The organism is Gemmatimonadaceae bacterium (genome assembly GCA_016720905.1).
Taxonomy (GTDB): domain Bacteria; phylum Gemmatimonadota; class Gemmatimonadetes; order Gemmatimonadales; family Gemmatimonadaceae; genus Gemmatimonas.
In genome coordinates this window covers 337,001-351,301 of record JADKJT010000003.1, presented here as the reverse complement: position 1 = coordinate 351,301, position 14,301 = coordinate 337,001, and the positions used below count along the sequence as shown (strand labels likewise).

Here is a 14,301-nt window from a genome sequence, read left to right as displayed (position 1 = left end):
GCGCTGCGCGTGATCGCCCACCGGCACGATGCGTTCCTTGCGCCCCTTGCCGCGCACCTTCACCTGTTGCGACACGAGGTCGAGATCGCCCAGGTCGACGCCGCGCAATTCTGACAACCGCAATCCGCTGGAGTAGAAGAGTTCGAGCATGGCGAAGTTGCGCACGTCGCCAAAGTCACCCGATTGGGCGCGCGTGGCCGCATGCTGCAGCAACGTGTCGGCCTGTTGCCGGTCGAGATATGCGGGTAGAGTACGCGGCAAGCGTGGCGAACCGACGGCGCGCGCGGGATTGCCGTCCACACGCTCATCGCGGTGCATCCAGCGAAAGAAGCTGCGCACCGCGGACAGGGCGCGCGCGATGGAGCGCTTGGCCAATCCGCGTCGGGTGCACTGGGCCATGAAGCCGCGAATCTCGGTGCGACCCAACGTATTCCAGTCCCACCCGTCGATGCCCTTGATGCCGGCCAGGTACTGCGAGAACTCGCGCAAATCGCGGCGGTAGGCACTCACGGTATGCGGTGAGAGGTCGCGCTCCTTCACGAGATGCACGAGGTACTCGTCAATCTCGACGGGAAGCGGCGTGGGCGTTTCGCGCTCCTCCATCGGCTCACTCATTCCCGATGCACCGGGCGCGCCGGGCGCAGGTGGTGTTCGTCGCACCACGTGTGCATCTGCGTCAATCCACGTTCGGCGTACGCTTCGCGTTTGCGCGCCTTGTCGCGCAGGAGTTCCCGCGAAGCGCCCTCCAACTCGTCCAACAGGCCGAAGTTCGCATTCATCGGCTGGAAGTGTTTCGGATCGGCCTCGCGCAAATACCGATAGAGCGCACCCATCATGGTGGCCGGTGGCGGAATAACCGGCGACTCGCCGTTGAGCATGCGCGCCAGATTGATGCCCGCCAGCAAACCGGTGGCACTCGACTCGGTGTACCCTTCAACGCCCGTAATCTGCCCGGCAAACAATGTCTGCGGCGCATCGCGCAGCGACAGATGCGGGGTGAGGGTAGCGGGTGCATTGATGTACGAGTTCCGGTGGATGGAACCGAAGCGCAGGAACTCGGCGTCGGCCAGTCCGGGGATCAGGCGAAAGACGCGCTGCTGCTCGGGGATACGCAGTCGCGTCTGGAATCCGACCAGATTCCACATGCGTCCACCGCGGTCTTCCATGCGCAACTGCGCGACCGCCCACGGCCGCCCACCGGAGCGCGGATCCTGCAGGCCAATGGGCTTCATGGGGCCGAAGCGCAGCGACTCGCGTCCACGTTTTGCCATCTCTTCGACGGGCATGCAGCCTTCGAAGTACGGCACCGCGTCGAACTCGTGCGCCGTGAACTGGTCGGCCGTGGTGAGCGCGTCGATGAACGCCTCGTACTCATCGAGTGTGAACGCGCAATTCAGGTAGGCGCCTTCCTCACCGGCGTCCGGACATCGTTTCCTTGCCCCAGCGCGACGCCCGGAAGGCTATCGACTGGTCGATCGACTCGAACGCGATGACGGGCGCAATGGCATCGTAGAAGGCCAGCGAATCGACGCCGAGTCGCGTCCGGATGCGCTCGGCGAGGCGTCGGAGGTGGAGCGGCCGGTGGCGACGATGCCCACCGCGTGGAGCTCGGTCAGTTCCTCGCGCACCACGGTGATGCGCGGATGGGCTTCGATGCGTTCCTTCACGCCCTGCGAAAAACTTTCGCGATCGACCGTAAGGGCCGTGCCACCGGGCACGCGCGCGTTGTCCGCACAGTCCAGGATGAGCGACCCCAGCACACGCATTTCGGCCTTGAGCAGGCCATGGGCGTTGGACGTCTCGGTGCTCTTAAACGTGTTGGAGCAGACCAGTTCGCCGAGTCGCTCGGTGCGGTGCGCCTCGGTGCCACGGACCGGGCGCATTTCATACAGGAGCACGTTGACGCCGCGCTCCGCCAGTTGCCAAGCCGCTTCACTGCCGGCCAGGCCGCCGCCGACGATGGTTACCGTTTCGCATCCGCTCATGCGATCCAAGATAGCGCAGCAGCCATCGGCGTGGGCCCTGGCTTCCGTTACTCCACCTTACGCCACCTTGCCTACTGAATGCGAAACCGGGTCTCTCGTGCACTCGCTTTATTGGTCTGCCGGTCCGTCACTTCGAGGCGCAGCCGGTACTCCCCCCGCGCATCCCCCAGCCAGTCAAGCGTCAGATAGTCCACCTGCGTGGCCCTCGCCGCAACGTTCCGCTCGAACGACATGGTGAGTTTATCCGCACCGCTGCGCTCCTGCTGCAACAGGGTGCCCAGGCCATCAAGTACCCGAAGCGCAAGGCCAGAGGCCCCGGTGCGTTTGAGCCGCTCAAGGCTGATCGTCACTCGATATCGATTCGCGTCCGCACCCGGCGCCAGTTCGTACGTCTCCCATACCAGACCAATCTTCTCGCCCGCGCGATATGTGCCTGAGGACGGCGTGGCGTTGAGATCACGCCATCCGCGCGCATTGCCGACCGGCGCGCCAGTTACGAGCAGCACGTCGCTGAGGCCGAAACCGCGCGCGCCTTCGGCCTCCACTGGCGCAAGCGCATTGGCCGAGCGGCGCGTCGCGGAGTTGACGGCTTCCACGCGCACGAAGGTGGCGCCCTTCCCGATGCGGCGCACCCACTGGCGTTGTGCGTTGTCCGTACTGTTGTCGGTTGGTGCGGGTGATCGTGTGGTGTCGACACCGAATACATGGGCGGCGCCGTCAATCAGGCGCAGGTCGACGCGTGGATCCGCCCTTGCCTCGGCGGCGGTGCGATCGGCCGATGACGATGGCGCGGCAAGTGACTTGAGCGGCAGGCGCGTGACGATGACAACGTCGGCAGAGTCACCCGGGGCGCGGAATCTCGTCAAGCGCAGGCCCAGAGAATCGACGCGCTGGGGGCCGCCAAGGTTGTCCCATGACACGGGTTTCATGGTCGCCACGTCACGGACAAACTGTTGATCCGTGAGCGGCGTGCGCGCCGTCCCAAAGCCGGGTGCGAGATCAAAGAAGAAGACGTCGCCAGAGCTGTACACCCACGCCAGCGTGACACCGCCGTCCTGGCTTGTGGAAGTCATGCCGCCAACTTTCATGGAGCCGCCAACGAGTGAGTCGTTGTTAAACACCTGCTGCTGAGCGGACGCGCTGCCAGGCAGTGTCATCTCTTCGTCAGGCGGGCCATAGCGAATCAGCACGTCGCCACGATCCGTGTCGGCACCGCGGAGACCCATCACATGATCGGTCCAACGCCAGTCTGCCTCAACAACCCGCGCGATAAACTCCAAGCGGGATTCGTTCTCCACGCTCTCGCCCAGCGGGTCGTTGAGCGCCCAGTACAGGAGACTGGTGGCCTCCCGTTGTGCGGCGGGCAATGCGTGGAACGCCGCGGAGTCAAGACCGCGGACGCCGGTCAGCGCATTCGCCCCCGGTGGGAGTAGCCGATCCAGCCGCAAGAGCTCCTGTCGCTCGGAGTCCTCCATCATCTCCAGCGCGCTGTCGAATGCCGCCGATGACTCCCGCGGTCGGCGCAAACGGTGCAGCGCGACGCCGCGCGCGAACCGGGCTTGCGCATCAAAGGGCGACGCCTGCGCGCGCCGCGTGCCCACCGCCAGCAGTTCATCCCATCGGCGGGCGGTGGTCAACGCCATGTACAAATGCCGGCTATACTGCAGTTGGCTTGGAGCTACCTCACTCGCCATGAGAAACCGCGCGAACGCGGCGTCGAAGTCGGCCTTCCCCGTCGGCGGCTCAATCTTATTGGCAAAGGTCGCGAGATAATCTCTGGCGCGCGCGCGTTGCCAACGCCCGCTGGTCTGCAATTGCACCCGCTGTCCCGCCCCCACCTGCGCGCGGTTAGCGGTCGTTTCGTAACGACGCCAAATCGCGAGGCCCAGTTCATCGGCGCTTTCGGCCATCAGGCTTGAGTCGGCCACCCGTGAGGCTGCGGTGAACGCGTGTTCAATCTGCTGCGCCGCCGACAGTCGCATGGATCCCACGCCGGACTCCAGGTTGAAGCGACCGAGCGTCATCCAATAGGTGGCACTGTCAGGGGCGAATTGCGTTGCCAGCCGCAAGGCGCTGTCGGCTGCGCGCAGCCCCGATATCACGTTTGCATCGCGGATATATCCACCACGGCGCGCCTGCGCCACGCGTTGCCACCGCAATTGGCCGTAGCGATGCCATACGGCAGCGTTCGTAGATCGTGGCGAAAGAGCCGCCTCCAGGATGGCCAGCGCTTTCGCGCTATCACCAGCGGCTAGATACTGATCAGCTTTCGTTACGACGGAATCTGACCCACGCCCGCCTTGCGCACGCGCGTTTGTGGTCGGCAGCGACCCAACCAGCACGGGCAGCAACACGGACATGCAGCATTGGTGCCTGACGACGGCCCTCGACCGCCACCACCGTCGCGGCGCCTGAACTGCCCGACTTGTCGAGAGACGTCGGCACATCGTGCGCTCCGCATGAAATGTTATTGCACGAATTTCGCGGCCCATCGCTCCGCCAGCAAGAGGCGGAACGATGGGCAACGGGCAATCAGTGTTCACGCGTGTCATCAGGAGACCGACCCTTCCGCACTCGGGCCGAGCGCACTCTCCAGCGCATCACGTTCGTTTACGACGGCCGACGCAGGTCAATCGCGCCCACGAGCAATACTGAGGGTGGCGGCGTTAACATCTCAGATGTCTCCTCTTCACGAGCAGCGCGTCCGCTCGCTAGCATCCACCAGCTGGGTTCGCCAAGCTGAAGCGCTGTGCAAGCAAGGGTCTCGGTCAGCACGCCACCGTCATCGAAGAGCCCAGTCGTGCACCCGCTGCCTTCGGTCCAGCACACATTCTCGATATAGTCGATGTGGCAAATAGGTGCGCCGGACAAGACGCCCATGCACTGAGGCGAATATCCTCCGCCGCCCTGACCTTCAATGAACATGCATTGCCAACAACCGCCCTCCCCCGGCAGGGTTTGCGCTCCCGCAGTCTCAGTACGAGCGACCGCGGCGAGCACCAGTACAACCATCATCAGCGTGAACCGTTTCATCGGACGCTCCGTGTGCTTGGGTGGTGGCCCGCGCGTTGTGCGCGAGCCTGACAGCAAGCTGGGCGACACCCAACTCGCCACTCTTGCGGTTTCGGATGGTGAGCGTGCAGGTGGTGCTATCGAATGCGATCGGCATCACATCCGCGGCACCGAGGTCGAGAATCGCCGTCGGTGTACCAGAGCCATTGTGTTCCGTCAGCCGGACACGACTGCCGATGATCTTCACGCTCAGGACACCGCCGCGCGCGAGGAGAACAGGACGGCCAGACGTGATCAACGAATCCGCCGCGCGCACGTGCGAGCCCGCGGTTCCGCGTGCCGTGATCGTGAAGTAGTCGGTCGGAACGGTGAGATCGCTGTCGTCGACTGGAATGCGACGCAGCACTCTTCCGTCTGAGGAGAGCTCAGTCAGTCCGCCAGCATGCTTGGGTGCGTAGAGCACCGACGACCATGAGGCACGCACCAGCGAACCTGTGCCCCACAGCCGCTGAATGTCCGCTGGTACCCCCCCGGGCAACGCGATGAATGACCCCTGCCACGCCAATTCCCTGGAGAACACATGGACAGACTTCCCTGTCGCTCGCGGATCGTCCGAGATACCGCTCACTACGACCCGATCGCCGTCCAGTATTGCGATATCCGAGACCGTGGCGAACGCCAAGCCGAGCATGCCGCGACGGAGGAATGTGCCGTCTGCGGCATACCACAGGAGCGTTTTCGAGCCAAGGTCCAACACCACGACGTTTTCTGCCTTGTCGAGCACGACGCGATACGGAAACATCAGTTCACCGGGGCCAAGCCCGCGGACGTTGCGCTGCCACAGCAGCTTGCCGTTCGGCAAGAAGGCCGCGAGTCGAGGCCAGCGCCCATCCGCCACGTAGATGGTGCCTGCCGCTGACACCGCGACGCCATAGGGCGTCCGCGTTTCCAGCATAACGAGGTGGCCGGATGGACGGTCGCGAAGCGTGGACAGCACGGATCGCACCTGTCTTGCGCCGCCCCAAAGCTGCCCGCTTGAGAGGACGAGAATAGCCGCAATTGCCAACTTGTATTGCACGATCGCTCCGAGCCGTTACCGCCATTGTGCGTACTATCGGCACGCCGGTTCGCGTGCTCCGCAGACCGAGTATTCGGCGGCACTGCCCCTTGTCGCAAGTCACTGGACCATGTCACCCGAGCGATGTCATCAACGATGATGACACGGTCCTAACATCATCTCGCCTACGCGTCGTTCTGCCCGCCGCCGGTGTTGTTGCGGTGTCGGACGTGCGCGGAAAACGCGCAGACGATGGCTTGGGAAATGCTGCCGACGCCGAGTCGTCGATACAGCCGGTTCTTGTAGGTGCTGACGGTGCTGACAGAAAGACCAAGTGCGGCTGCGATTATCGCGCTGCCTTCGTCGGTGAGCGCCGCCCGCAGCACGTCTGCTTCACGGGGTGCCAGCCGCAGCTCCGCGACGATGGTTATCCATTCGTCATCGGTGAAGTGCACAAAGACGTTTCCCCCGATCCGCGAATCGCGCGATTCCCTCATAAGATTCGATTTCTCAATGGGACTGAAATCACCGCGGTGCGGCGTCGCACTTCCGCAGATGCGCAGGCTCGCAGGCTCGCAGGCTCCCCAGACTCCCCAGGCCCGCAGGCAAACCATCGATTCTCAATGAGGGAATGTCAAGTACCAACTGCGCACAGGCTGGGGCGCGGCCACACTATCGACGCGAGAAGTTTTTCCATTCCTCCGCGCTGTTCGTCGCGACGTCGGAGTGCCGGCGGGACAGAGGGTCGCCCGGCGGCTTTCTGCGAGCGCCCACACGGGCCGCGCCGAAGCGCCAAGACGCCAGTGCGCGAGCAGTGAGCAAGCCGGGCGATCCTCTGTCCCGTCGGCACGCGCACCAAGCACAAGGGGCGCAGACAAGCCGCCCCTAGGCAACCTCGGCGACAACCTCGACGTCGTCAGGCGATGCCACGTCCCACTCGTTGCTGCACTTGAGACACTTGCGATATGTGCCGCGGGTTTTGTTGCTCTTGGCTTCCGCGCCCACATACCCGCACTCCGGGCAGGTCTCCAGCACCGGCTTGTCCCACACCACGAAGTCGCAGTTCGGGTAGTTCTCGCATCCATAGAACGCCTTGCCGCGCTTCTTGCTGCGACGCTCGGCGATTTCACCGCCGTCTTTCGGACACTTGACGCCTGTGGGCATCGAGCGTGTCCCGCGGCACTTGGGGAACTTGCTGCATCCGAGGAAATCGCCCGAACGGCCGTGGCGAACCACCATGGGTGCCCCACACTCCTGGCACATGAAGTTGGTGAGCTCCGCCGGCTTCTTCTCGCCCTTGATGGGGCGCGTGTACTTGCAAACCTTGGGGTGATTCTCGCACGCCACGAAAGGCCCGAAGAACCCGCCCTTGGCCACCAGCTTGCCGCCGTCCAACGGGCAGCGCTCCGTTTCCAGCGCGGACAGATCGTACGCCTCGCCGATGAGGGCGTCGAGGTCGTCGTCGTTGAGCGTGCGCTGGAACGGTGTCCAGAAATCGTTGAGCGCGCGCACCCAACCAATCTCGCCCTCGGCAATCTTGTCGAGTTCCTCTTCCATCAACGCGGTGAAGCCGACGTTGAACACGTCGGGGAATTTCTTCACCATGACCTTTTCGACGGTCTCGCCAAGTGACGTGGGGAAGAACCGTCGCTGCGTGAGTTCCACATATCGCCGATCGGCGAGCACCGAAATGATGGACGCGTAGGTGGACGGACGCCCGATGCCCAGGCGCTCGAGTTCCTTGACCAACGAGGCTTCGGAGAAGCGCGGCGGCGGCTCGGTGAAGTGCTGGGTGGGCGTGATCGCCTTCACCGGCACCGTTTCGTTGAGCTCGAGGAACGGCAGTGCCTGTTCGTCTTCAAGCGCCTTGCTATCCCCTTCCTCTCTCGCCTCGCGGTAGAGCTTGAGGAAGCCGTCGAACTTCACGACGGAGCCGGTGGCGCGGAACAGGTATTGGTGACCGCCCGCGGGAATGTCGAAGTCGACCGTGGTGGTATCGAACACGGCCGGCGACATTTGCGACGCCATGAACCGCTTCCAGATCAACTCGTACAACTTGAACTGGTCGGCCGTGAGCTTCTTGGCCAGACGCTCGTCGGGTTTGCGCGTGGGGTCGGTGGGTCGCACGCCTTCATGCGCATCCTGCGCATTGGCCTTGCCACTGGGATAGAGCTGCGGCGCCTGCGCCAGGTACGCTTCGCCGTGCTCCTTTCGCAGCCAATCGCGCGCGGCGCCCGCGGCGGTTTCGGACACCCGCGACGAGTCGGTACGCATGTAGGTGATGAGACCCGTGGCGCCCTCCGCATCGCCCACATCGATGCCTTCGTACAAGTCCTGCGCGAGTCGCATGGTCCGCTTGGAGCCGAAGCCCAGCTTCTTTGCGGCTTCCTGCTGCAAGGTTGACGTCGTGAACGGGGCCGCCGGATTCTTGCGGCGCTCGCGACGCTTGACCTCCGTCACGACGAAATTCTTGCGTCCCTTGAGGTCGGCGAGAACCCGGTCGGCATCGGCCCCCGACGGCAATTCGGGCTTCTTGCCATCGACGTGATGCAACTTGGCGACGAACGCCTGCGCGCCCTTGTGCAGGTCGGCGGCGATCGTCCAATACTCGACGGGTGTGAACGCGCGAATCTCGCGTTCGCGTTCGACGATGATGCGGAGCGCCACGGTTTGCACGCGGCCCGCCGAGAGACCCTTCTTGACGGTCTTCCAGAGTACGGGGCTGGCCTTATAGCCCACGAGTCGATCAAGCACGCGACGCGCCTGCTGCGCCTCCACTTTCTTCGTGTCGATATCCATGGGGTTGGCCATGGATTCCTTGACCTTGTCCTTCGTGATTTCGTGGAACATCACGCGGCGAATGGGTGCCGTGACGGCATGCCGCTTGGGTTGCGTGAAATACTGTTCCACGTGCCACCCGATGGCCTCTCCCTCGCGATCAGGGTCGGTGGCGATGAAGATTTCGCTGGCGCCCTTGGCGATTCGCTTGAGGTCGTTGAGAATGTCTTCCTTGCCCTCGATGGTGACATAGTCGGGGGGCAAAGCCATGTTCGATATCGATACCAAGCTTTTTGGCGGGCAGATCGCGCACGTGACCCACCGTGGCGCGCACCGTATACCCTCGGCCCAGATACTTGCCGATGGTCTTGGCCTTGGCCGGCGACTCGACGATGACCAGCGACGTCCCGGACGAGGAAACCAACGCATCCTCTTCATTGGACTCGACGACGCGCAGTGCGGCGCGCGACTTGGCCCGCGCACTGGTCGCCTTTCCAGCGAGCTTTTTCGCCGCGACTTTCTTGACCGCTGACTTTTTGGCCGCCGACTTGGTTGCGGTGGTTTTCGCGGCGGGCTTGGGTGCACTACGCGCGACAGCCGCCGGCGGTGCGGCCGTTTTGGCTGCACCCTTGGTTGCACGTTTCACGGCGGCCTTCTTGGCCGGTGCGCGCTTGCTGGTCCCGCTCGAAACCTTCTTGGTTGTCATCAGTTCTCAGTGGACCTGCGTGCGTTCGCTACCGGCGGATGCATCATCAAAACCACCCTCTTCGGCGAGGGCACGGATCTCCGGAAGGCCGATCCGTCCATCCACATGTGTCAGCGCCCGCTCGACCAACTGCTCGAAATCGTGAAGGTTGACAGCGCCGGATCCCCCGAGCATCACCAGGTATCCCCACGCCTCAGCAGTAAACCGGCCGCGTTCATGCGGCCCCTGCACTCGCAGAGGTGCCTCACGCGCCAGAACCGAGCCGTCCCAGGCTGGCTCGAATGCAGTATCGCTATAAAGAAGGGAAAGAATCTCACCGATTTGCCGACGGCTGTACCCCTGCGACGACAGATAGGCCTCAACCTCGACCACATCGCTATCGGCCGCGAATTTTTCGCGGAGATCCTCCACCACCGGCACCCAACGATCGTCCATTTCCTAACCTAGTCCTGTGGTCAAGTTGCGGGCAAGCGCCACAATCCGTTCCACAACCTGTTGTGAATCAACAACTTCCACATCTATCACCAAATCGGCCTGGGCATACAGATCAGCTCGGTTGGCCCATAATTCGTCCATCGTGACCCGTGGATCAGCCGTCTTCAGCAAGGGACGGACGATCCTGGATCTGGTCAATCGTTCAAGTGCCGCGGCGGGCGATATCAGAAGATGAATGATACGCGACGAAGGGCGGACGAGCGTCAGGACGCCGGGATTCGTCACCCATCCGCCGCCCGGCGACCAGACCATCGGGGGCGCAGCGAGCAATTCACGAGTGAGCCCCACTTCGCGGTCCCTGAACGCACGTTCTCCTTGCTCAGCAAAGAGCTGTTCGACCGTCTTGCCCGTCCGGCGCTCGATTTCCCGGTCGAAATCCATGAATGACCTGCCCAGCGTCTTGGCGACCATTCGACCGACCGACGATTTCCCTGCCCCCGGCAGTCCCACGAAAATGAGATGACCGGTGGGCGTCGGCCCGACCGGTTTGTCTGACAACGCCCCCGGTTGATCACTCACCGGCCGATCATCCCAGTCGTTCGTCGAGACGGGCCAGGTAGCTGTCCAGATTCCGGCGTACCTCTGCCAACGAATCGCCACCAAACTTCTCCAGCATCGCGTCCGCCAACACAAACGCGGCCATCGACTCGGCGATCACACCCATGGCGGGCACTGCCGTGACGTCACTCCGCTCGGCAACCGCAGACGCGGCCTGACCCGTGGCCACATCCACCGTGTTCAGCGGGCGCATCAGGGTCGCAATCGGCTTCATGGCCACGCGGACGACCAGATCCTCACCGGTGGTCATCCCGCCTTCCGTCCCGCCGGCGCGATTGGTGTGACGCCTTACGTGACCCGCCCGCGTCCGACCGGGCGCTGCCTCCATTTCATCGTGCACCTCGGCACCGGTGCGACGTGCGGTTTCGAAACCGAGTCCGATCTCCACGCCCTTGACCGCGGGGATTGAAAGCATCGCTTGTCCAAGACGACCGTCGAGCCGACGGTCCCATGACACGTGGGAGCCAAGTCCAACCGGCAATCCCGTGGCCACCACTTCACAAATCCCGCCGAGTGTATTGCCGTCCTTTTTGGCGGCATCGATGCGCTCGATCATTGACTGTTCCGCGTTACGATCGAGCGTTCGCAACGGTGACAGGTCGGCGGTGCCATTGAGGTCGTCCGGCAGCACGGAGGGGCGCGCCGCATCGATGCCGCCCAGGTGCACGAGATGCGACCCGACGCGCACCCCCAGCTCCCGCAGGAGGACGCGACAGATGGCGCCTGCCGCGACCCGCGCGGTGGTTTCCCGTGCCGAGGCGCGCTCGAGAATGTCACGCGCGTCGCTGCGATCGTACTTGAGCAGTCCCGTCAAGTCGGCGTGCCCTGGACGCACGCGGGTGACGTGACGCTTGCGCGGACCGCTGGCATCTTCAGCGCGTGGTGCAGGGTCCATGATCTCCGCCCAATTCTGCCAGTCGCGATTGCGAATCAGCATGGCGATCGGCGAACCCAGCGTCTCGCCGGCACGCACTCCGGCCAGCCATTCAATGCGATCGGTTTCGATCTGCATGCGTCGTCCGCGGCCATACCCCTGCTGACGACGCGCGAGTTCCGCATCCACGTCAGCCGCGAGGAGCGGCACGCCGGCGGGCATGCCTTCGAGTGTGGACACCAGCGCGGGGCCGTGCGATTCACCGGCCGTCGTGAAACGAAGCATTTCGGAACGTATTCACCTCCACGCAAAAACGCACGCCGCCTCCCCGAAGGGAGACGGCGTGCGGTGCTGGCCTGCCACGGTCCGGGGTTGCCCGTCGGACCGTATGCCCGTGTTACGAGGTGCGTATCACTGACAGGTTGTGGTGAAGTTGTCCGGCAGCGCCACCAACGTCACTCCGCGAACCGTTGCCCCGACCAGGACGATTTGCCCGTTGGGGCGGATCGACGCGCGCACCGGACCGATGATCGGGTCGCGGATGGGCACTGACGCCACCTTCTGATAGCAATAGGTGTCGAAGATATCGATCACCGCTTCACTGGAGGCGACGAACGCCAGCCGCGTACGGAGCGGTGTGGAATTCATGCCCCGATTGAGCGGATGGAAATCCAGACCACCACCGCTGGACCGCGACTGCAGGATGCCCTGCAAGCGCAATGTGCGATCGAAGATATATGTCGAGTCGCCCTTCACCGCCGACAACTCGCCATCGAAGTTGATCCCCACGCCCTGAACACGCGCGAATGAATTCGCGATGAAGTCGGTGACGTCGAGCGGCCGCGACAATCCACGGTCGATCACCGGCAACGGCGTGCTCTGGTCGAGTCCCATCGTGGCATCGTACGTCATGGCACGGCTGCCCAGCACCGGTCCACCCTCGCCCACGACGGCGCGACGGAAGTTGCCCGAGTTCCGCACGTACGTGGTATCGCGGAAGGCCAACTGGTCGAGTCGCACGACGACCGAGTAGTTGAAATTCCCGTTCGGCGTGACGATGGTTTGCTTGGCCGGCAACAGCAGTGAATCATTGCCGAAACCAGCGGCCGCGTAGCGCTCGATTTCCAGTGTATCGGAGCGTCCCGCCGACTGACCCATCGCCTGTTCGAAGAAGAAGTGCGATGTGCGCTGGGTGACGTTTTCCCACCGCATCGTGCCCTGACTGGCAAACGGCGTCGACTGTCCGGGCGTCGGCGTGGTGGAGTACACCACAATCACGTCCTGACACGGCGATCCGGCCACCGTCCCACCGGTGCATGTGGTAGCCAGGAACTGCGGTCGATCGCTGAAGTCGTACACCGTGCGCTGCGTGATCGGTTGATCGGTGGTGTTCGACTTCACGGTGGTGATGCTGTACGCCACGATGTTCGGCAACGCATAGCGGAACACTTCCCGTCCGGTGTTTCCGGTGTTCAGATCGACATAGCTGATGTTCGTCCCACCGGAATTGGCCACCAGGAGCGTGTCGCCCATGAGCCCATCCCGATTGCGCGGCCAGGCGCTGATGCCCCAGGGACGCGACCCGACGTTGATGGACTGACGGAACGACGAGTCGGCCAGATTGAAGACTTCAAGCTGATTGCGCTCGATGTTGGTGAGATAGAGCCGATCGTTGCGCGGGAAATACAGCGCATCGGCCACCTTGCCGCCGTTGGGCAGCGGGTTGGTGTAGCCCGCCACGACCGCCACCGTATCGAAACGCAGGGCGCCTGACGAATAGCGCGTGACGTCGCGTCGTCCGTTCGCATTGCGCGCGAAGCCGGTGATGGTGACGCTGGTGGGGAACGTGGTGACCGGCAGGCGCGTGCGGAACGTGCGCACGAGCGTGGAGAAGCCGCCGGTGGAGCTGACGGAGTCGGCCGTGATCAGTTGACCGGCAAACGACCGCACCTCGTATCCGAGCGTGGAGATGCCCACCGGATCGGTGGCTTCCACGAAGATGGTATCGTTGATTTCCATGCGCGTCGTGACGCCGGCGCGCACCACGGGGATCGTGTTCGCATTCGTCGCGTTCTGGACGGCATACGACACCGGCGTGCCCAGCACGCGCTGGCTGAGCGAGTCGACGATGAACGGCGTGACGGTGATGACCGATCCGCGGACCGTATCGGGAATCGTGAGCGTATCCAGCAGCGCGATGGAATCGCGGAGCGGGGCGCCATAGAGCACCGAATCCCGTGTCACGTAGGCACCGGCAATCTGATACCCCAACGTGCGCACCTTGTAGCGTGCCCGTGCCGACAGCGAGAGCACGAGGGCCTTGCCGGACACCACTGGCGAGCCGGCGGCCGGACTGGTGATGACGGCGTGCGGCGGCTCGAGATTGCCGACGGTCATTACCAGGCGCGCCGTGTCAGACATGTTCGTGGCGCCATCGATGGCGATGGCCTGGATGTTCACCGTGGCGCCAAGCGGCGCGCTGGCCGGCACCTTGACGGTGAGCGCGAGGGTGGCGGTTTGAATCGAACTGGTGAAGGTGGTGTCGTACGCGGCCGACACGCCGCCGCTCATCGTGACGCGGATGGTTTTCAGCCCGATGTTGTCGGTAGCGTTCACCGACATGACGAGCGTGGTGTCGGACTGGCTGTTGCCCTTGGCGACTGTGACACGCGGCTTCACCGCGTCCCGGAAGGGCGGATCGATTACTTCATCGCCATTGCACGCGCCAAGGGCGACAACCGCGCCCAGGGCGACGAGCACGCGACGCATCGTCGCGGTCGGCCGGGTCCGCGCCGTGGCGCGGATCGGAGTGAATGGATTCATGAGTCGGAGATCC

10 protein-coding genes and 1 pseudogene are annotated in these 14,301 nt (G+C 63.7%); all 11 read right to left on the bottom strand.

Annotated elements, in window-relative coordinates; genetic code table 11:
- Window positions 1-615, bottom strand: a 615-nt coding sequence (locus IPP90_05955; GenBank protein MBL0170267.1) for a site-specific integrase, incomplete at its 3' end; no start/stop codon positions are given.
- Window positions 612-1,985 (bottom strand): annotated as a pseudogene (gene trmFO / locus IPP90_05950) (methylenetetrahydrofolate--tRNA-(uracil(54)-C(5))-methyltransferase (FADH(2)-oxidizing) TrmFO). The pseudogene trmFO and the gene IPP90_05955, both read right to left, overlap by 4 nt.
- A gap of 71 nt (window positions 1,986-2,056) precedes the next feature.
- Window positions 2,057-4,345, bottom strand: coding sequence for a GWxTD domain-containing protein (locus IPP90_05945; GenBank protein MBL0170266.1), 2,289 nt, complete (start codon window positions 4,343-4,345; stop codon window positions 2,057-2,059).
- Window positions 4,346-4,959: 614 nt separating this feature from the next.
- Window positions 4,960-5,994: a hypothetical protein gene (locus tag IPP90_05940; protein ID MBL0170265.1), complete on the bottom strand. Its 1,035-nt coding sequence runs from the start codon at window positions 5,992-5,994 to the stop codon at window positions 4,960-4,962.
- 245 nt (window positions 5,995-6,239) lie between these two features.
- Window positions 6,240-6,668, bottom strand: coding sequence for a helix-turn-helix transcriptional regulator (locus IPP90_05935; protein ID MBL0170264.1), 429 nt, complete (start codon window positions 6,666-6,668; stop codon window positions 6,240-6,242).
- A 271-nt stretch (window positions 6,669-6,939) separates the two neighbouring features.
- Complete coding sequence (topA, locus tag IPP90_05930) at window positions 6,940-9,102, bottom strand: type I DNA topoisomerase (protein MBL0170263.1); 2,163 nt, start codon at window positions 9,100-9,102, stop codon at window positions 6,940-6,942.
- A complete protein-coding gene (locus IPP90_05925) occupies window positions 8,993-9,538 on the bottom strand; it encodes a hypothetical protein (GenBank protein ID MBL0170262.1) in 546 nt (181 codons plus the stop codon). Before IPP90_05925 ends, topA begins: the two co-directional genes overlap by 110 nt.
- Before the next feature lie 6 nt (window positions 9,539-9,544).
- On the bottom strand, window positions 9,545-9,973 hold the full coding sequence (locus IPP90_05920; GenBank protein MBL0170261.1) for a DUF494 family protein: 429 nt from the start codon (window positions 9,971-9,973) through the stop codon (window positions 9,545-9,547).
- A gap of 3 nt (window positions 9,974-9,976) precedes the next feature.
- Window positions 9,977-10,552 (bottom strand): shikimate kinase, encoded by a 576-nt coding sequence (locus IPP90_05915; protein MBL0170260.1) that lies wholly within the window; start codon window positions 10,550-10,552, stop codon window positions 9,977-9,979.
- Between the two features lie 7 nt (window positions 10,553-10,559).
- Window positions 10,560-11,750, bottom strand: coding sequence for a chorismate synthase (gene aroC, locus IPP90_05910; GenBank protein ID MBL0170259.1), 1,191 nt, complete (start codon window positions 11,748-11,750; stop codon window positions 10,560-10,562).
- A 126-nt stretch (window positions 11,751-11,876) separates the two neighbouring features.
- A complete protein-coding gene (locus tag IPP90_05905; protein MBL0170258.1) occupies window positions 11,877-14,288 on the bottom strand; it encodes a hypothetical protein in 2,412 nt (803 codons plus the stop codon).
- Window positions 14,289-14,301 lie beyond the last annotated feature (13 nt).